The 17,790-nt window shown below is 59.8% G+C and carries 17 protein-coding genes; 4 read left to right on the top strand and 13 right to left on the bottom strand.

The features are described from left to right. Window position 1: 1 nt before the first annotated feature. The 4 genes from BLR20_RS14510 to BLR20_RS14495 form a co-directional block, all read right to left on the bottom strand. Entirely contained in the window at window positions 2-1,504 is a 1,503-nt protein-coding gene (locus tag BLR20_RS14510; protein ID WP_054992612.1) for a CoA-acylating methylmalonate-semialdehyde dehydrogenase, read from the bottom strand. A 28-nt stretch (window positions 1,505-1,532) separates the two neighbouring features. Further along, complete coding sequence (iolB, locus tag BLR20_RS14505; RefSeq protein WP_054992611.1) at window positions 1,533-2,342, bottom strand: 5-deoxy-glucuronate isomerase; 810 nt, start codon at window positions 2,340-2,342, stop codon at window positions 1,533-1,535. 13 nt (window positions 2,343-2,355) lie between these two features. Beyond that, window positions 2,356-3,261, bottom strand: a complete 906-nt coding sequence (gene iolE / locus BLR20_RS14500) for a myo-inosose-2 dehydratase (protein WP_054992610.1) — start codon at window positions 3,259-3,261, stop codon at window positions 2,356-2,358. A gap of 61 nt (window positions 3,262-3,322) precedes the next feature. Then, on the bottom strand, window positions 3,323-5,260 hold the full coding sequence (locus BLR20_RS14495) for a bifunctional 5-dehydro-2-deoxygluconokinase/5-dehydro-2-deoxyphosphogluconate aldolase (protein WP_054992609.1): 1,938 nt from the start codon (window positions 5,258-5,260) through the stop codon (window positions 3,323-3,325). A 283-nt stretch (window positions 5,261-5,543) separates the two neighbouring features. On the opposite strand from BLR20_RS14495, the gene BLR20_RS14490 reads away from it, so the two are divergent. Further along, a complete protein-coding gene (locus BLR20_RS14490; protein ID WP_010430794.1) occupies window positions 5,544-6,452 on the top strand; it encodes a MurR/RpiR family transcriptional regulator in 909 nt (302 codons plus the stop codon). Window positions 6,453-6,463: 11 nt separating this feature from the next. Here BLR20_RS14490 and BLR20_RS14485 read toward each other — a convergent pair whose 3' ends face one another. From BLR20_RS14485 to BLR20_RS14475, 3 genes are read right to left on the bottom strand one after another with little or no spacing between them, the layout of a single operon-like run. Further along, window positions 6,464-7,462, bottom strand: coding sequence for a lysylphosphatidylglycerol synthase domain-containing protein (locus tag BLR20_RS14485; protein WP_054992608.1), 999 nt, complete (start codon window positions 7,460-7,462; stop codon window positions 6,464-6,466). Continuing rightward, a complete protein-coding gene (gene clsB / locus BLR20_RS14480) occupies window positions 7,459-8,709 on the bottom strand; it encodes a cardiolipin synthase ClsB (protein ID WP_054992607.1) in 1,251 nt (416 codons plus the stop codon). Before clsB ends, BLR20_RS14485 begins: the two co-directional genes overlap by 4 nt. Further along, window positions 8,706-9,491 carry an endonuclease/exonuclease/phosphatase family protein gene (locus tag BLR20_RS14475; RefSeq protein WP_025990935.1) on the bottom strand — a complete coding sequence of 262 codons (786 nt, stop codon included), beginning with the start codon at window positions 9,489-9,491 and terminating at the stop codon, window positions 8,706-8,708. Before BLR20_RS14475 ends, clsB begins: the two co-directional genes overlap by 4 nt. 204 nt (window positions 9,492-9,695) lie before the next feature. Between BLR20_RS14475 and BLR20_RS14470 the strand changes: the two genes are divergently transcribed. Next, window positions 9,696-10,235: a cytochrome b gene (locus tag BLR20_RS14470; RefSeq protein ID WP_054992606.1), complete on the top strand. Its 540-nt coding sequence runs from the start codon at window positions 9,696-9,698 to the stop codon at window positions 10,233-10,235. A gap of 1 nt (window position 10,236) precedes the next feature. On the opposite strand, the gene BLR20_RS14465 is transcribed toward BLR20_RS14470, so the two are convergent. The 3 genes from BLR20_RS14465 to psrA all read right to left on the bottom strand — a co-directional run bounded on the left by BLR20_RS14465 (window position 10,237) and on the right by psrA (window position 12,837). Then, on the bottom strand, window positions 10,237-10,977 hold the full coding sequence (locus BLR20_RS14465; RefSeq protein WP_054992605.1) for an S-methyl-5'-thioinosine phosphorylase: 741 nt from the start codon (window positions 10,975-10,977) through the stop codon (window positions 10,237-10,239). 9 nt (window positions 10,978-10,986) lie between these two features. Beyond that, window positions 10,987-11,997, bottom strand: coding sequence for a beta-N-acetylhexosaminidase (nagZ, locus tag BLR20_RS14460; RefSeq protein WP_054992604.1), 1,011 nt, complete (start codon window positions 11,995-11,997; stop codon window positions 10,987-10,989). A 123-nt stretch (window positions 11,998-12,120) separates the two neighbouring features. Continuing rightward, window positions 12,121-12,837: a transcriptional regulator PsrA gene (gene psrA, locus BLR20_RS14455; RefSeq protein ID WP_003403692.1), complete on the bottom strand. Its 717-nt coding sequence runs from the start codon at window positions 12,835-12,837 to the stop codon at window positions 12,121-12,123. Between the two features lie 256 nt (window positions 12,838-13,093). Between psrA and lexA the strand changes: the two genes are divergently transcribed. Further along, window positions 13,094-13,702, top strand: a complete 609-nt coding sequence (gene lexA, locus BLR20_RS14445) for a transcriptional repressor LexA (protein WP_003315796.1) — start codon at window positions 13,094-13,096, stop codon at window positions 13,700-13,702. 9 nt (window positions 13,703-13,711) lie between these two features. Beyond that, window positions 13,712-14,182: an SOS-induced cell division inhibitor SulA gene (sulA, locus tag BLR20_RS14440; protein WP_010430818.1), complete on the top strand. Its 471-nt coding sequence runs from the start codon at window positions 13,712-13,714 to the stop codon at window positions 14,180-14,182. Window positions 14,183-14,196: 14 nt separating this feature from the next. Here the strand turns inward: sulA and BLR20_RS14435 are convergent, their stop codons facing one another. The 3 genes from BLR20_RS14435 to topA form a co-directional block, all read right to left on the bottom strand. Continuing rightward, window positions 14,197-14,430: a hypothetical protein gene (locus tag BLR20_RS14435; protein ID WP_003315798.1), complete on the bottom strand. Its 234-nt coding sequence runs from the start codon at window positions 14,428-14,430 to the stop codon at window positions 14,197-14,199. Window positions 14,431-14,494: 64 nt separating this feature from the next. Next, complete coding sequence (locus BLR20_RS14430) at window positions 14,495-15,016, bottom strand: DUF6586 family protein (RefSeq protein ID WP_054992603.1); 522 nt, start codon at window positions 15,014-15,016, stop codon at window positions 14,495-14,497. Between the two features lie 123 nt (window positions 15,017-15,139). Then, entirely contained in the window at window positions 15,140-17,752 is a 2,613-nt protein-coding gene (gene topA, locus BLR20_RS14425; RefSeq protein ID WP_046269261.1) for a type I DNA topoisomerase, read from the bottom strand. Between the last annotated feature and the right edge of the window lie 38 nt (window positions 17,753-17,790).

Below are 17,790 nucleotides of genomic sequence, written 5' to 3'. Positions count from 1 at the left end.
ACTATTTGGCAGTCGGCATACTGAACTCGGGGCCTTTGGCGATGCTGTCCGGCCAGCGCTGCATGACGCTTTTGTAGCGGCTGTAAAAGCGCAGGCCTTCTTCGCCGTAGGCGTGGTGATCGCCGAACAGCGAACGCTTCCAGCCACCAAACGAATGCCAGGCCATGGGTACCGGGATCGGTACGTTGATGCCGACCATGCCGACCTTGATGCTGCGAGCGAATGCGCGCGCCACGCCGCCATCGCTGGTGAAGCACGACACGCCATTGCCGAACTCGTGTGCGTTGATCAGCGCAACGGCGCTGGCAAAATCCGCGACGTGCACGATGCCCAGCACCGGGCCGAAGATTTCCTCCTTGTAGATCTGCATCTGCGGCGTGACGTGGTCGAACAGCGTCGCGCCAACGAAAAAGCCCTGCTCGGCACCCGGCACCTTGAAGTGGCGCCCATCGACGAGCAGCCTGGCGCCCTCTTTGACGCCCTGATCGATGAAACCCTCGACCTTGGCCTTGTGCACTGCGGTGACCAGCGGCCCCATGTCAGAATCGGCCTGCATGCCGTTGCCAACCTTGAGCTGGTCGATACGCGGCAACAGCTTGTCGATGAGGCGCTGGCCGACATCGCCGACCACCACGGCAATCGAGATCGCCATGCAGCGCTCCCCAGCCGAGCCATAAGCCGCCCCGATCAAGGCGTCGGCGGCCTGATCCAGATCAGCGTCGGGCATCACGATCATATGGTTCTTGGCCCCGCCCAGCGCCTGCACGCGCTTGCCGTGGGCAGTGCCTTGCTGATGAATATATTCGGCAATCGGGGTCGAGCCGACAAAGGAAATGGCTTCGATGTCAGGGTGCTGCAGCAGCGCATCGACCGCCACCTTGTCGCCCTGCACCACATTGAAGACGCCATCGGGCAGACCGGCTTCCTTGAGCAGGCGCGCCATCAGCAGGCTGGCCGACGGGTCGCGCTCGGAAGGCTTGAGGATGAAACAGTTGCCGGTCACCAGCGCCATGGGAATCATCCACAATGGCACCATGACCGGAAAGTTGAACGGCGTGACCCCGGCGCAGACGCCCAACGGCTGACGCAGGTTCCAGTTATCGATACCGCCGCCGATGTTGTCGCTGAAATCGCTCTTCAACAGGCTGGGAGCACCGCAGGCAAATTCGACGATCTCGATCCCGCGCACCACCTCACCGCGCGCGTCGGACAACACCTTGCCGTGCTCGCGGCAGATAATCTGCGCCAGCTCGTCGTGATGCTTGTCCAGCAGCTCCTTGAACTTGAACATCACCCGCGCCCGGCGCAACGAGGACTGCTCGGCCCAGGCCGGAAACGCCGCCTTGGCCGCCGCAACCGCTTCATCCACGGTCTTCACGCTGGCCAGCGCAACACGCGCCTGGACCGTGCCGATTGCGGGGTTGAAGACATCGCTGTAACGCTCACCCTCGCCATTGTTCAGGTGTCCGTTGATGTAGTGGCCGATCACCGGTGACTCGTTCATCTCATGCCTCCAGAACAAAAATGGGAAATCAGAGATCCAGCAGCCAGCTGTGCTGCGGATCGTTGTGGAACTGCCAGGCGCGCGTCGGGCCGGCCATTACGTTCAGGTACCAGGATTCGTAGCCATAGGGTACTGAGACCGGGTGATAGCCCTTGGGCACGGTCACCAGGTCATTGTTTTCCACGGCCATGGCCTGATCGATGCTGCGGTCGTCGGTGTAAACCCGCTGGAAAACGAAGCCCTGCGGCGGGTTGACCTGGTGGTAGTAGGTTTCTTCGAGGAAGCTCTCGTGCGGCAGGTTGTCCCGGTCGTGCTTGTGCGGCGGGTAACTGGAGGAATGCCCGGAAGGTGTACGTACCTCGACCACCAGCAGCGAATGAGCCGCTTCACTGTCCGGCAATATGTCGCACACATAACGGGTATTGGCGCCCTTGCCGCGTACGCTGCGCTTCATGCTGCCCGGCATGATCAAGCGTGCCGGAAAATGTTTGCCGGCATCGCCCGGTGCCGTGCATACGGCAAGCTGCACCGCGCCACGCGCGACAAACTGCGCCTGGCTATGCGGCGGCAGGTAGACCGCAAACGGCGATTTTTCTTCGAACACCGATTGCCGGTCGCCGATGTTTTCCCAGCTGAAAGCGCCCTGCCCCGGCGCTTCGCCTGTGACGCTGGCATGTCCGGTCAGCAGCACCACGCACAGCTCGTTTTCTTCTGCGCTCAGCGGCAGGGTTTCTCCGGCCTCCAGGCGGTAGGCGGCAAAGTTCACGTATTCCAGCGAGCCGGGGGCCAGCGCCACGACGTCGCGGCCGCTGGATTTGCTCTTGGTCAGCAGGTTCATGTTTCAGTCCTCTTTATCGTGCATCGGCCAGCAGTTGGCGCAACGTGTCATAGCCTTTTTTGGCGTACACATAACTCGGCGCCACGGCAGGGTCCTGTTCGGCCTCGACCACCAGCCAGCCGCTGTAATCGGCCTGCAGCAACACCTTGAGCAGCGCCGAGAAATCGATGTCGCCATCGCCCGGCACCGTGAAGGTGCCGTTGATGATGCAGTCCGGAAAGCTCCACAGATTGTTACGCGCCAGTTGCACCACCGGCTTGCGCACGTCCTTGAAATGCACATGACAGATACGCCGGATGTGCTTGCTCAACACCTGAAGAGGGTCGCCACCGCCCATGTAGCAATGCCCGGAATCGAACAGCAGCCCGACCTCCTCGCCGGTCAGCGCCATCAGCCGGTCGATGTCCTGCGGCGACTCGACGTAGGCGCCCATGTGGTGGTGATACGCCAGACGCACGCCTCGGGACAGGGTGAAACGCGCCAGCTCGGTGAGTTTTTCGGCGTATTCATGCCAGGCGGCATCGGTGTGAAAACGCGGTCGTTCGACCAGCGGAATACGCTGCCCCTGAATCGAGTCGGCGACTTCGCCATACACCAGCACCGAAGCGCCATTTTCGGCGAGCAGTTGCACATGTGCATCGATGGCTTCGATTTCCTCGGCCACCGAACGCCGCGCCAGGCGGCTGGAATACCAGCCGGAAACCAGCGCCAGATCATGGGGCCGTAGTACATCGCCGACGCCCTTGGCATCTTTCGGAAACTTGCCGTTGAGCTCGAAGCCCTCGTAGCCAATGGCTTTGCCTTCGCTCAGCGCCGTGATCAACGGAGTTTCTCCGCCAAGGGCCGGCAAATCATCGTTGCTCCAGGAGATCGGATTGATGCCGATGCGGATCCTGGGTATGGAAGTCGAAACGGGCATGGCTGCACCTTTTTTGTTGTTATCGCGACGTTGTTGTCGTGACGTCGAAATCCGGAACCAATCAGGCGCGGCTTTCGCGCCAGGATTCGATCAACCAGTTGAAGGTGCTCTGCACCCGACTGATCAACGTTGCATCGTCTATTTCTCCGGCCATCCAGGCCCGGCTTGGCTCACGGAATATTGTCCGGCCGACGGCAAAGCCCTGGCAGACGCGGCTGTGGCGTGCTTCGGCAAAGCCGGCGGCAAGGTCTTCGACAGGCGCATTGAGCCCGAGCAGTACCACGCCGCGGCAATACGGATCGCGTTGCTGGATCAGTTCGTCAAGTTGCTGCCAGACCTGTGCGCTCTGCGCCTCGATCTTCCACCACGCCGGGTAGATGCCAAGGTTGTACAAACGCTTCAGCGAGCGAAGCATCACGTCCGGATGCGGCGACGGATGATCCTTGGGCGGAATGATTTCCAGCAGCAACTCATGGCCGCTGACTTTCGAAGCGTCATAGAGCGCCTTGATCTGCGCTTCCTGCTCCAGGCGCAGCATCGGCTCGTCATCGGGGTGATATTGCACCAGGCACTTGATGATCTGCTCCTGCGGCCAGGCGAGCAGATTGCTGCCGATGGAGCGACCGTGCTCGAATGCCAGCGGCCTTGAGCCCTGCACTTCCACCGGACGCGCCACCCACCAGCCGCGACCGGTGGCGGCGTTGAGTGAGTCCTGACCGAAGCGCTGGTCGGCAAGCAGACCGACATCGGCTTCGATACCGCGCTTGCACAGGTCGGCTTCGACCCGCTCGACCGCCTGCACGAACAGCTGCTTGAGCTGGCTGATGCTGCCCAGATCACGCCCGGCCTGTTGCGCCAGTTCGACCAATTGGCCGCGATGATCGAAGGCGAAGATGAACAACTGCCGCCACTGCTTGCGCGGCACGCTGACCTGATGCAGCCGTTGCAGGTCGACATCCTGATCAGGGCGGGTGATGGGTTCCGGGCTGTTAAACAGGTAATCGAGTTCGGCTGGGGTCGGCATCGCGGGCGCACAGGCATGACGCGACACCACCAGCCCGCCACAGGCATTGGCAAGCTGGCAGCAGCGCTCGTCGCTGGCCTCTTTGAGCCAGCCGCTGAGAAAACCGGACATGAACGCATCGCCCGCACCAAGCACGTTGAGCACTTCGACCTGCACGCCTGGGTAGATGGCGCCCTCTTCCAGCCGCGCAGGAATGGCCCCGTGAATCACCGTGCAGCCTTGCGGGCCGAGCTTGACCACCAGTGTCGCGGCCGTCAGTTCACGCACCTTGCGCAGGGCAACGAGCAAATCGGTGGAACCGCCGGCAATCTGGAATTCTTCTTCAGTGCCGACGATCAGGTCGAAGCGCGGCAGGATGCGCTGCACATGCTGGCTGACCTTCTGATCGGCAACGAACCGGGTCTCGCCATCGGCCTTGCCTGCCAGCCCCCAGAGCACAGGGCGGTAGTCGATATCCAGTACGCGTTTGACGTCGTGCTTCTCGGCATAGTCGAGCGCCTGACTGCTGGCCTTGAACACCTGATCAGTGGAGAAATGCGTGCCGGTGATCAGCAGCGCCTTGCTCGAGGCAATCTGCTGCTCGTCGATGTCCTCGGCGCGCAGGGCCATGTCAGCGCAGTTTTCCCGGTAGAACACCAGCGGGAAGGTTTCGCGGTCCTTCAACCCCAACAGCACCATCGCCGTCAGACGCTCGGGGTCACGCTTGATGGCGCTGACATCACAGCCCTCGCGGGCCAGGGATTCGACCAGAAATCGACCCATGTGGTCGTCGCCGACCCTGCTCAGCATGGCCGACCTGAGCCCGAGCCTGGCCGTGCCAAAGGCAATATTGGCCGACGAGCCGCCCAGGTATTTGGCGAAACTGGAAACGTCTTCCAGCCGCGCCCCCACTTGTTGCGCATAAAGGTCGACGCCCAGGCGTCCGAGGCAAATCAGATCTAACTGACGCCCAGTGGCAAAGCGTGTCTGGCCCATGGTGGCTCCTGTTATTTTTATCAGCCTGCAGCGCTTGCATCATGTGTACACGCTGCTTTGTGAATGCAGCGTAAAACGTCAAGACACATCAATCAATATTTTTTCTATAATTATTTTTAGTGGAATATTTTTTCCATACCGCCACTCAAGTGCTGGCACACTGCGCAGGCGGGTAGGATATAGTCGTCGTTCCTGCCCCAAGGCAGCCTCCACCGTCAGGCCCACAAGGGTCGTGCTCTGCACGCCATTGCCCTGAAAAAGAACAAGCAGAAAGGATTTGAATATGACCAGCGCCGATCAGCCCACTCTGCCCGGGACGAGCGTCGACATGCCGCCGAACAGTGCCGAAGGCTTGTTGCGGCTGATCACTGATGAATACGAAGGACTGCCGCGTCAGCTCAAGCGGATTGCCAGCTATATGAGCCAGCAGAGCGACCGCATCATGGTTGACCGGATCAGTGACATCGCCCGCGAGTGTGAAGTCCACCCCTCGGCCATCGTGCGATTTTCCCAGCGTTTCGGGTTCAGCGGCTTCAGCGAGATGCAGGCGTTGTTTCGCGAGGCTTATACGCACAAGACCACGCCGGTACAGAATTACCAGCAGCGTATCCGCAGCCTGATCGCCAACAAGTCACAGAAGGCCAACGCAGGCGATCTGGCACGCGAATGCGTCAGCGCCACACTCTCCGGCCTGGAACGCCTGAGTGTCGAGCTGGATGACGATGAATTCGAAAAAGCCGTGGACCTGGTGGTCAACGCCGACAACATCTATGTCGTGGGCGTGCGCCGTTCGTTCGCGGTGGCTGATTATCTGGTCTACAACCTGCAACACACCAACAAGCGCATTCATCTGATATCCGGCCTGGGGGGCAGCTATCGCGAGCAAATGCGCAGTGTGCGCGCCAATGACCTGGTGATTGCCATCAGCTTCACGCCCTATGGCAAGGAGACCCAACACTGTCTGCGCATCGCCCAGCACCATCAGGCCAAGACGCTGATCATCACCGACAGCAACCTGTCGCCGCTGGCCAAGCGCGCCGACTCGGTGTTGCTGGTCAACGAGGGCAGCTCGTTCGCCTTCCGCTCGCTGAGCGCCACGCTATGCCTGTGCCAGGCGCTATTCATTGCGGTGGCGTATCGCCTGGAACTCAAGGTTGACGAAATTCACGAGCAGGTCGGATTCGACGACTGAGGGCTGAGCCCTCAGGACTTGGCCTCCTCGCCCATCCGCTGCTGGTTTTTCTCGCCCATTTTCTTCGCGCGTTTTTCCAGCACCAGATACACCACCAGTGCCAGCAGCAGCGGCAGCAGGAAGTAGATCGCGCGGTAGCCGATCAGTGCTGCGAGCAGGCTGCCCTTGGAGAACTGGTGCGCCAGCAAGGTGATGAACACTGTCTCAAGCACGCCGAGGCCCGCTGGAATGTGAGTGATCACACCGGCAATGCTGCTGATCAGCAGTACGCCGAGAATCGCCGGATAGAACGCCTTGTCCGGCAGCAGGGTATAAATCACCGCAGCCATCAACGACCAGTTCAGTGCCCCCAGACTGGCCTGCATCAGGGCCTGCTTCAGCGTCGGCAGATTGAATTCCTGATCACGAATGGTCCATGAGCGTTTTTTGGAAAACCGGCAGGCCAGCAGGTAGGCAAAACACACTGCCAACAGTCCAAAGCCGATCAGTTGCAGGGTCGTGGTGCCGATCGACCACTCCTTGGGCAACTCCAGAAAGCGCATCGAAAACACAAAACCGGCCAGCAGCATGTAACCCAGCCAGTTGGTAATCAGGCTGAGGCTGAGTATCCGCGTGATGGTCGAAACATCGAGCCCCAGTCGCGAATACAAGCGGTAACGCAGGGCAATGCCGCCGACCCAGGAACTGAGATTGAGGTTGAACGCGTAGCAGACGAATGTCACCGGCACGATCTGCTTGATCGACAATTTGTGCCGGGTGTAATAACGCGCCAACACGTCAAAGCAGCAGTAGGTCGCATAGCTCGCAAAGGCCACCACCGCAGCGATGGCCAGGGTGCTGGCCTTGTAGGACGCCAACGCCTGTTTCACCTCTTGCCAGTCAAGGTTCTTGACCAGCAGAAACAACAGAACCGGTACGGCGATGAAGAAAAACAGGTTGAATACCCGCTTTGCCCATTTCCACCTGGTTCCCTGCGCACTTTGCGGCGCTGCATGCATGGCTTGGGTCATAGGGTTTTCTCCTGGTCCATCGGATGGTTATTCTGCTGCTGTTCGATCACTTTCGCTTCGGGCACTACGTCACCGGCGCGCAGGGGCTTGAGGCGCACACCGTGAACCGGGAACAAACCGGCAATGGCCGGGAAACGGCGCAGGAAGAAGAAACTCAATACGATCATTGGCGCACGCCACCACTGGCCACGCGCCGCACCCTTGAGGCTCATCTGCTTGCTGTGCGCAGCGGCAAGCTCCATCAGATGACTTTGCAGATGCTCATTGAGCGCGCGATCACGAATGAACAGGTTGGCTTCCAGGTTCAGTGCGAGGCTCAGCGGGTCTAGATTGCTGGAGCCCACGGTGGACCAGTCCTGGTCGATCAGCGCGACCTTGCCGTGCAATGCACGTTGCTTGTATTCATGAATGACCACGCCGTCGCGCAGCAGGTAGGTGTAAGTCAGTCGTGAGCAGACCCGCACGAACGGCATGTCGGGCTGGCCTTGCAGGATCAGGGTGACCTTGACGCCCCGCCGTGAGGCATTACGCAGCTCACGCAGAAAGCGGTAGCTGGGGTAGAAATACGCATTGGCCAGGGTGATGCGTTGCTTCGCAGCGCGAATCGCCTCAAGGTACTGCTCTTCGATATCAGTGCTGTGCTCGTCATTATCGCGCTCGGCGAGCAGCATGCTGGCGTCACCGGCGCGGTCCAGCTTGAGTGCAATGGGCGGCAACTTGTCACGAACGACCTTGCTGAGCATGTTCATCGCGCTGTGGTGAATATCGCCAACAATCGGCCCGCGTACCAGAACGGCGTAATCCTGTTTGGCCGTCAGACCGGTGTCGGTCATATGATCGACGCTGTAATTGATGCCACCGATAAAGCCCAGCTCGCCGTCAATCACCACCACCTTGCGGTGCAGGCGGCGGAACAGGTTGGTGCGCATGCCCATGAACCGGGGACGCGGATCGAACAGCTGAATCTGGATACCGGCGTCGATCATGGTTTTGACAAACGTCGAGCTCAGGTCCGAGGTGCCGTAGTCATCCACCGTGACGACGACTTTCGCGCCATTTGCGGCGGCTTCGAGCAACGCCTGTTGCAGGCTCTCGCCGATCCGGTCTTCAAAAATAATGAAGGTCTCTATCAGCACTTCCTTGCGCGCGGCACGTATGCACTCGAATACCCGGGCGTAGAAATCCTCGCCATTGATCAGCAACTCTACCGAGTTGCCGTCACGCCACTGCCCTGTCGTATTGCTCATAAGGTCAACTCCACCGCCAGCGGTGCATGATCGGAAAGGTGGGACCACGGTCGGCTGGACAGTACTTTCGGCCGATGCGACGTTGCATTGCGGACATAGATCCGGTCCAGGCGGAGCAATGGCCAACGGGCCGGAAAGCTTTTCGCCGGTGCCCCGAAGCGCTCTACGAAAACCTCGTGCAGCCCGCTCCCCTGGAGCGACTCATCGGCGCGCTGGCGCCAGTCATTGAAGTCACCGGCAACGATGACCGGCTCGCCCTCGGGAATACGCGCCATCAGCTCGTTAAGCAGTTTGAGTTGCTGACGCCGATGGCTTTCACGCAATCCCAGATGCACACAGACCGCATGCACCCGACCTGCGTGTGGCACCTCGAGAATGCAGTGCAACAAGCCGCGCTGCTCGGTGCCATGAATGGAAATGTCGAGGTTTTCATGCTGGATGATCGGGTATTTGGAGAGCAACGCGTTGCCATGATCGCCATCCGGATACACCGCGTTGCGGCCGTAGGCAAAATCACTCCACATGCTGTCGGCGAGAAACTCGTACTGCGAAATCGTCGGCCAGTCCTTGACCCTGCGCGCGTGGCTCTGATGTTCGCCGTGTACTTCCTGAAGAAACACGATATCGGCCGATACAGTGCGCACAGCTTCACGCAGCTCCGGCAGAATGAAGCGGCGATTGAAAATGCCAAAGCCCATGTGCATGTTCATGGTCAGTACATTCAATGAAACACTGGCGGACACTGGTGTTGCTGGGCCGACAGGCGGATTGGCACTGGTCAAGACTTGCTCCCGGGTGAATATTCACGGCATATGAAGCCACCCGTGGGCACAGGTTCCGTCGCGTATCTCACGTGCTATGTATTTGCCATATTCAGTGGCCGGAGAGGCACGCGAAAAAAATCAGACCAACATGAAACGCAGGCGCCTGATCGACAGCCTAAGCTGTCTACCAGCCCTGCAAAAAAAGAGACAAGGAATCCAACCGTGGATGCATCGACTTCTCAACGCTACACCGCCCGGGCCAGATGGCTGCACTGGCTCATGGCCATTCTGATCGTGCTGGCGTACACCCTGATTCTGAGCCGCACTCAGTTCGGCAAGGGCTCGGAATATCGGTTGCTGGTTGTGCAGAGCCACTTCTGGGTCGGCATTCTGATTCTGATCATGGCGTTTTTCCGTGTCGCCGAGCGTCGACGTCATCGTCCGCCCGGCATTACACCGCCGCTTGAAGGGGCGTTGCGCATCGTCGCAACCGTCACCCATTACGCGCTGTATGCGTTCCTGTTTGCCCAGCCTCTACTGGGGCTGTTGACGGTGATGGTGGAAAAAGGCGCGCTGCCCATCCCTCTTACCGACCTGCAGATTCCCTGGCCGCTGGCCACCTCGGACCGCCTGGCCGAGACGTTCGAAGACGTGCACAAGTTGCTGGGCTCGATCTTCTACTATGTCATCGGCCTGCATGTGCTCGCCGCGCTCTGGCACCATCTTGTGCGCAAGGACAACACCCTCAAGCGCATGCTGTAACTCAGGACGCCGAAAGAACCCGGGCAAGCGTGGCCTTCACCTTGCCCATCCCCTCGCGCAGGGCCTGTTCGATTTCCGCCATGGTAATGACGGTCGTCGACTTGCCCGCTGCCGGGTTGACCACCAGCGCCAGGCAGGCGTATTCAAGTTCCAGCTCTCGAGCCAGCGCGGCCTCGGGCATGCCGGTCATGCCGACAATGTCGCAACCATCACGCTCGAGGCGGATGATTTCGGCAACAGTTTCCAGACGCGGTCCCTGAGTACAGGCATAGACGCCACGGTCGGAGAACGCGCATCCCTCGGCGACCAACGCCGCAATCAGCCGGGCACGCAGCGGTTCGCTGTACGGATAGCTGAAGTCGATGTGCGTGACCTCTTCCAGGTCATCGGCGAAGAACGTGTGCTGACGACCGCTGGTGTAGTCGACCAGATCATGCGGCACACAGAAATGCCCGGTGCCCATGGCGGGATGAATGCCACCGACTGCGTTGACCGCAAGAATCGCTTCGGCACCCGCCTGCTTCAGTGCCCAGATATTGGCCCGGTAGTTGACCTGATGCGGCGGCAAGCGGTGCGGGTGGCCGTGGCGCGCCAGAAACATCACTTCGCGACCGGCATAGTCGCCGATCTGGATTTCCCCGGAAGGTGCGCCATAAGGGGTGTTCATCGGCAGGGATTGCCGAATGTTCAGGCCCTCGAGCTGGGTCAGGCCAGTACCGCCAATAATCGCGTAAACAGTCATCGCACATCCTTAATCGATCAGTTGAGCAGCACGCAGAGCCTGGAGCGCGGCCTGCCAGCGCGGGTGTTGCCGATAGTCGGTACTGGCAGACGCCTGACCGCGCATGCGCGCGATACGTGGCGAAGGCTTGACCTTCAAGCGCTGCGCAGCGCCAAGCGCAAGCTCTGCGGCCGCCCGGTCGTTGCACATCAGGCCCATATCGCATCCGGCTGTCAGCGCCGCCTCGATACGGCTGGCCGCATCGCCGACGACATGAGCGCCGGCCATCGACAGGTCGTCACTGAAAATAACACCGTCAAATTGCAGTTCGTCGCGCAGAATGTCCTGCAACCAGCGCTTTGAAAAGCCGGCGGGCTGCGAATCGACTTTCGGGTAAATGACATGAGCTGGCATCACTGCGGCCAGCTGTTGACTCAGGCGTGCAAACGGCACCAGATCACTGGCGCGGATCTCTTCCAGGCTGCGTTCGTCATTCGGGATAGCCACATGAGAGTCGGCCTCAGCCCAGCCGTGGCCAGGGAAATGCTTGCCGGTGGCAGCCATGCCGGCAGCGTTCATCCCACGAATGAACGCCCCTGCCAGCAACGCCGCGCGCTGCGGATCGCCTTCGAACGAACGCGTGCCGACCACAGCGCTGCGCTGGTAGTCGAGGTCCAGTACCGGGGCAAAACTCAGGTCCAGCCCGACCGCCAGCACTTCGGTCGCCATCAGCCAGCCACAGTGTTCGGCGAGAAGCTCGGCTTCAGGCTTGTCGGCGATCGAGCGCATCGGCGGCAAGCGTACGAAACCCTCACGCAGACGCTGCACCCTGCCGCCCTCCTGATCGACGGCCAGCAGCAGGTCCGGGCGCACGGCACGAATAGCCGCACTCAACTCACGAACCTGACGGGGATGCTCGATGTTTCGGGCAAAGATGATCAAACCGCCCACTTCGGGCTGACGCAAAAACTGACGGTCTTCGCTGGTCAGCCAGGTGCCGGCGACATCGACCATCAGGGAGCCTTGCAGGCCAGAACTCATAGAAAAACCCTTACACACCAGTGCTCGTTCACAATCCGGGCATGGTGCTTGATCCTGAAGCCCGACGCAATCCGACACGCCGGTGCAGCCTGATTCAGAGCAGGCTGATTAACGGCAGAGGCTTCAGGCCTTGGCGACCGCAGGTGTGCTGGTGCTGCTTTTGGTCCGCGGCCTGAGTTGGGCGGCGATCATCGCGGGGTCGCTGACGCCGGTGTCAGCGCGCATGCCAGCGGCCAGAAACGGCACCATCAGGCGCATGACCTGCTCGATGGAGGTATTGACGCCGAAATCGGTCTCGGCAATGGCGCGCAGGGCCTTGATCCCGGACATGCTGAACGCGGCAGCACCGAGCATGAAGTGCACACGCCAGAACAGCTCGATGGGCGGAATGCGCGGGGCCGCTTCGTTGACCAGCGTCATGTAGCGACGGAACACCTTGCCGTACATGTCTTCGAGGTAGCGGCGCAGGTGGCCCTGGCTCTGACTGAAGGCAAGCCCCAGCAAGCGCATGAAAATCGACAGGTCGTTACCGCTGCGCGGCTGCACCACAAGTGCCTGCTCGACGAGAATCTCCAGCAGTTCCTCAAGGCTTGGCTTGTGTTCGGGTTTTGCCTGGCGACGCTCCAGTTCGCGATCGAGGCTGATGCAGAACGGTCCCAGAAAACGCGAGAACACGGCCTGAATCAACGCCTTCTTCGAGCCGAAGTGATAATTCACCGCAGCCAGGTTGACCGACGCCTTGCTGGTGATAAGACGCAAGGACGTTTCGGCAAAGCCTTTTTCTGCAAACAACTGCTCTGCAGCATCAAGAATGCGTTCAACGGTTTCCGACTGGGCCATGGCTCTCTGCCTAACAAACGAACGTTTGAAACATACGTATCAAACGCCTCGGTTGTCAAGCCAGGCCGTTCATTTTGTGGCCGAACAGTCACGCTAATGGATGTTAAATGACAAAACGCGAGTATTGCCGAGGTTTTTGACGAGAGGCGCTGTCTGGGTTGTCCACCGTCCGGCGACGAAAATGAAATGGATGATTGCCAACGCGCCTTCACTGTATATAATCCCAGTCACTGTATAAAAAGCCAGAGCGCCCCTCATGATCAAACTGACGCCACGCCAGGCTGAAATCCTGGGTTTCATCAAACGCTGCCTGGAAGACAACGGGTTCCCGCCGACACGTGCGGAAATCGCTCAGGAGCTGGGCTTCAAGTCGCCCAACGCGGCGGAAGAACACCTCAAGGCCCTGGCCCGTAAAGGCGCCATCGAAATGACTCCGGGCGCTTCACGCGGCATTCGCATCCCCGGCTTCGAAGCGCGGCCGGATGACAGCAGCCTGCCAGTCATCGGCCGCGTTGCAGCAGGTGCACCGATCCTGGCCCAGCAACACATCGAAGAGTCCTGCAACATCAACCCTTCCTTCTTCCACCCCAGCGCCAACTACCTGTTGCGCGTTCATGGCATGAGCATGAAGGACGTCGGCATTCTGGATGGCGATCTGCTCGCCGTGCACACCACACGCGAGGCCCGCAACGGCCAGATCGTGGTGGCCCGGATAGGCGATGAAGTGACCGTCAAGCGTTTCAAGCGTGAAGGCAGCAAGGTCTGGCTGCTGGCGGAGAACCCTGATTTCGCACCCATCGAGGTCGATCTCAAGGATCAGGAACTGGTGATCGAAGGTTTGAGCGTCGGCGTCATTCGCCGCTAAGGAGACGTTATGCAGTTCCATCAAGCACCGCATTCGCAATTGCCGTTGTTCGAGGCATTTCTGGCGCAGCCCATCGCCCCACTGCTCACAGATGCAGTCGAAACGCCGTGGAGCGATGAGCCAGAGCCCTTCAGTGAACTGTCATTGCGCGGCGCCGCCGGGAACTGCCTCAATCTTCTTGCGCCCATCCTTAGGGAACTGAGCGAGGAGCTGGATGCACGCTGGCTGACACTGATCGCACCGCCATCCAGCCTGACGCAGACATGGCTCCGCGATGCGGGACTCAACAGGGAGCGGATTCTGCTGCTGCAGCCACGCGGCGCACAAAGCGTACTGGAGCTGACTCGCGAAGCACTTCGACTGGGCCGTAGTCATACGGTGGTGAGCTGGATCAACCCGCTGGGCGCCATAGCGCGTCAGCAATTGATCAGTGCAGCAAAAATCGGGGAAGCACAGAGCCTGAACATCCGGCTGGGCTGAAGCCCAGTCGTCGATCAGTGCAGAACGTGTGGCACATCATCCTTTTCGATTTCGCCTTCAGCCAGGCGGCCAGCCATCTGCACACCCACACTCAACATGGCTTTGGCGACTTCGACATGCTGACCTTGCATGAACGCTTTGGCATCCGCAGAGAAATCAAGCGTTACCAGGGAACCCTCGTCATCGGCACGACGCAGCTCGATACGTCCGTCAGGTAGTTCGACAATTTCCAGGAAAGAGGTAGGCATTGGTACAGTTACTCCGCGATAAGCCGGCATTGTAACAGCCTGCCAGCCCTTACTTCATTGGTTTTCAGCACTCGCTCAGGCCTTCACGAAAACGGATGGCCAACCCTTTGAGTTGTTGACGCCAATTTTCTAGCTCTTCACGTGAGAGTTCAGACTCCGGCTCGGCGTCCAGGTTCACTGCCTGTATCATCGGCTGCGTAACATCACCCTTGAGCTTTTTCGGTGCACGCGGTGGCTCATACAACGCGTTATAGGCCGCCAGCAATTGCGCAAGCCACGTCTGGCGATTCTGGGCGAGCTCTACCAGCTCGGCCATTTCGGGAATGGCGATGGCGTTCAGCACTTCCTGCGTCAACAACTCTTCCGCACGACGCGTACCGGCTTGCGGCAGACGGTAGTAGCCCGCGATCTCGTGGCACAGGCCCAGCAGCGCACCATACAGATGAAACAGCGCGGACTCGCGCTCTGCCTGCAACAACGCAGGAGAGTTCACCGCCTGCCCCTTCTCCGCCCTCCCCAACGCTTCGAGGGAGAGCCCTGCGAAATAGATTTTCTGGTTTGTACGGGTATAGAGCTCATGAGCCATGGCGACACTCTCCACAACGATGGGATAGAGAACAGCATAGTCTGCGGGGACTGGACAGTCCGGCGAAACAGGCGGATGCCTATCGAAAACAGCGCCCGACTCTCTTGAGCCGGGCGCTTGCGATCAACGCTTGTCTTCAACCTTCCAGGCGCTGCCGTCGTAGAACGCACGCCAGCCGGTAGGCTTGCCCTCTACTTCGGTCTGGACGTATTGCTCTTTGGTCTTGCGGCTGTAGCGGATCACTGCTGGACGACCGTCCGGATCCTTCTTCGGCGCTTCGCAAAGGAAGTGATACTTGGGATCGATTTCGTCCTTGTGCGGGGCGATTTCGATGACCAGCGGTGCGCGGGTTTCGCGATTCTTCGGGAACTGGCTGGCGGCCAGGAACAGACCCGAAGCACCATCACGCAGGATGTAGGTATCGTCAACCTTGTCGCACTTGAGCTCCGGCATTTTCACCGGGTCCATCTTCGGCGGCGCCGCGTCACCGCTTTTCAGCAGTTTGCGGGTGTTCTTGCAGTCCGGGTTGGTGCAGCCGAAGAACTTGCCGAAACGGCCGGTCTTGAGCTGCATCTCGCTGCCGCACTTGTCACACTCCAAGCTCGGACCTTCGTAGCCCTTGATGCGGTAAGTGCCTTCCTCGATCTCGTAGCCGGTGCAATCGGGGTTGTTGCCACAGATATGCAGCTTGTGCTTCTCATCCAGCAGGTAGGCATCCATCGCAGTACTGCAAATCGGGCAGCGATGCTTGCCGCGCAGAACCCGCGACTCGGACTCACCCTCATCATCGTCGGCAATTTCGTCGCCGGGAGTCAGATTGACGGTCGCCTTGCAGCGCTCCTTGGGCGGCAGGCTGTAACCGGAACACCCCAGGAAAACGCCCGTCGAGGCGGTACGGATCTGCATCGGACGGCCGCACACCTTGCACGGGATATCGGTCATCACCGGCTGGTTGGCGCGCATGCCGCCATCGGCAGCCTCGGCCACGTCGAGCTTTTTACGGAAATCGCCGTAAAACTCGTCCAGTACGTTTTTCCAGTCGCGCTCACCCTGAGCCACGTCGTCGAGGTTTTCTTCCATCCCGGCGGTAAAGCCGTAGTCCATCAGGTTGGAAAAGCTTTCGGACAGACGTCCGGTGACGATGTCGCCCATCTTTTCCGAGTAGAAGCGGCGGTTATGCAACGCCACGTAGCCACGGTCCTGGATGGTCGAGATGATCGCTGCGTAGGTCGACGGACGGCCGATGCCACGCTTTTCCATCTCCTTGACCAGGCTCGCTTCCGAGTAACGCGCAGGCGGCTTGGTGAAGTGCTGGCTTGGGTCGAGCTTGTTCAGTTTCAGGGTTTCGCCCTGCGCCATGTCCGGCAGAACATCGTCATCGCCCGGCTTGGCCATCTGTGGCAACGCACGGGTGTAGCCGTCGAATTTCAGGATACGACCCTTGGCGCGCAGTTCGAAATCGCTCGCGGCGACTGTGACAGTGGTCGACAGGTATTGCGCAGGCAGCATCTGGCAGGCCACGAACTGACGCCAGATCAACTCGTAAAGACGCTCGGCGTCACGCTCCATCCCTGTCAGTTTGCTCGGATGAGTGTTGACGTCGGAAGGACGAATCGCTTCGTGCGCTTCTTGCGCGCCTTCCTTGCTGCTGTAAACGTTGGGCGACTCCGGCAGGTACTTCTTGCCGAACTCGGTTTCGATGTAGTCACGCGCCATACTGACTGCGTCGGCCGACAGGTTGGTCGAGTCAGTACGCATGTAAGTGATGTAGCCCGCTTCGTACAAGCGCTGCGCCATCATCATGGTTTTCTTTACGCCGAAGCCCAGACGATTGCTCGCCGCCTGCTGCAGGGTCGAAGTGATGAACGGTGCCGATGGCTTGCTGCTGGTCGGCTTGTCTTCACGCTTGACGATGCTATAGCTGGACGCCTTGAGCTTTTCAAGGGCGGCCATGGCCTGGGTTTCATTCAGCGGCTTGAATGCTTCGCCGTTTTCCCGCGCCACTTCGAAACGCACATTGGCGCCCTTCGCGGTGCCCAGATCGGCGTGGATCTCCCAGTACTCTTCAGGGTTGAACGCACGGATTTCACGCTCGCGCTCGACCACCAGCTTTACTGCGACCGACTGCACACGTCCGGCGGACAAGCCTCGGGCAACTTTCTGCCAGAGCAGCGGCGAGACCATGTAGCCGACGACGCGGTCGAGGAAGCGGCGCGCCTGCTGGGCGTTGACCCGGGCGATGTCCAGTTCGCCAGGCTTGGAAAACGCTTCCTGAATGGCTTTCTTGGTGATCTCGTTGAACACCACGCGCTTGTAGCGGCTGTCATCACCACCGATGGCTTCGCGCAGGTGCCAGGCAATGGCTTCCCCTTCGCGGTCCAAGTCCGTCGCGAGATAGATGATGTCGGCATCCTTGGCGAGCTTGCGCAGCTCCTCAATGACCTTTTCCTTGCCAGGGAGGATCTCGTACTTGGCTTTCCAGCCGTGTTCCGGATCGACTCCCATGCGTGAGACCAGCTGGCGTTGCGCCTTTTCTTTCGGCGTCAGTACCGGGCCTTCGCCCGCAGCAGCCTTGCCACGCTTGGCGGCAGGATCTTTGGCGGCACTAGCCGAACCGCTGGTGGGCAGGTCTCGGATATGGCCGATACTCGACTTCACCACGTACTGGTTGCCCAAATACTTGTTGATGGTCTTGGCCTTAGCCGGGGATTCCACGATGACCAGCGATTTGCCCATGGATCAGAAAATTCCTGAATACTAGATGAAAGACAGTG

The sequence above is a fragment of the Pseudomonas congelans genome (genome assembly GCF_900103225.1).
In the GTDB taxonomy this organism is placed as follows: Bacteria; Pseudomonadota; Gammaproteobacteria; order Pseudomonadales; family Pseudomonadaceae; genus Aquipseudomonas; species Aquipseudomonas congelans.
The sequence above is the reverse complement of the archived record's forward strand: the minus strand, read 5'-3'. Positions and strand labels throughout refer to the sequence as shown.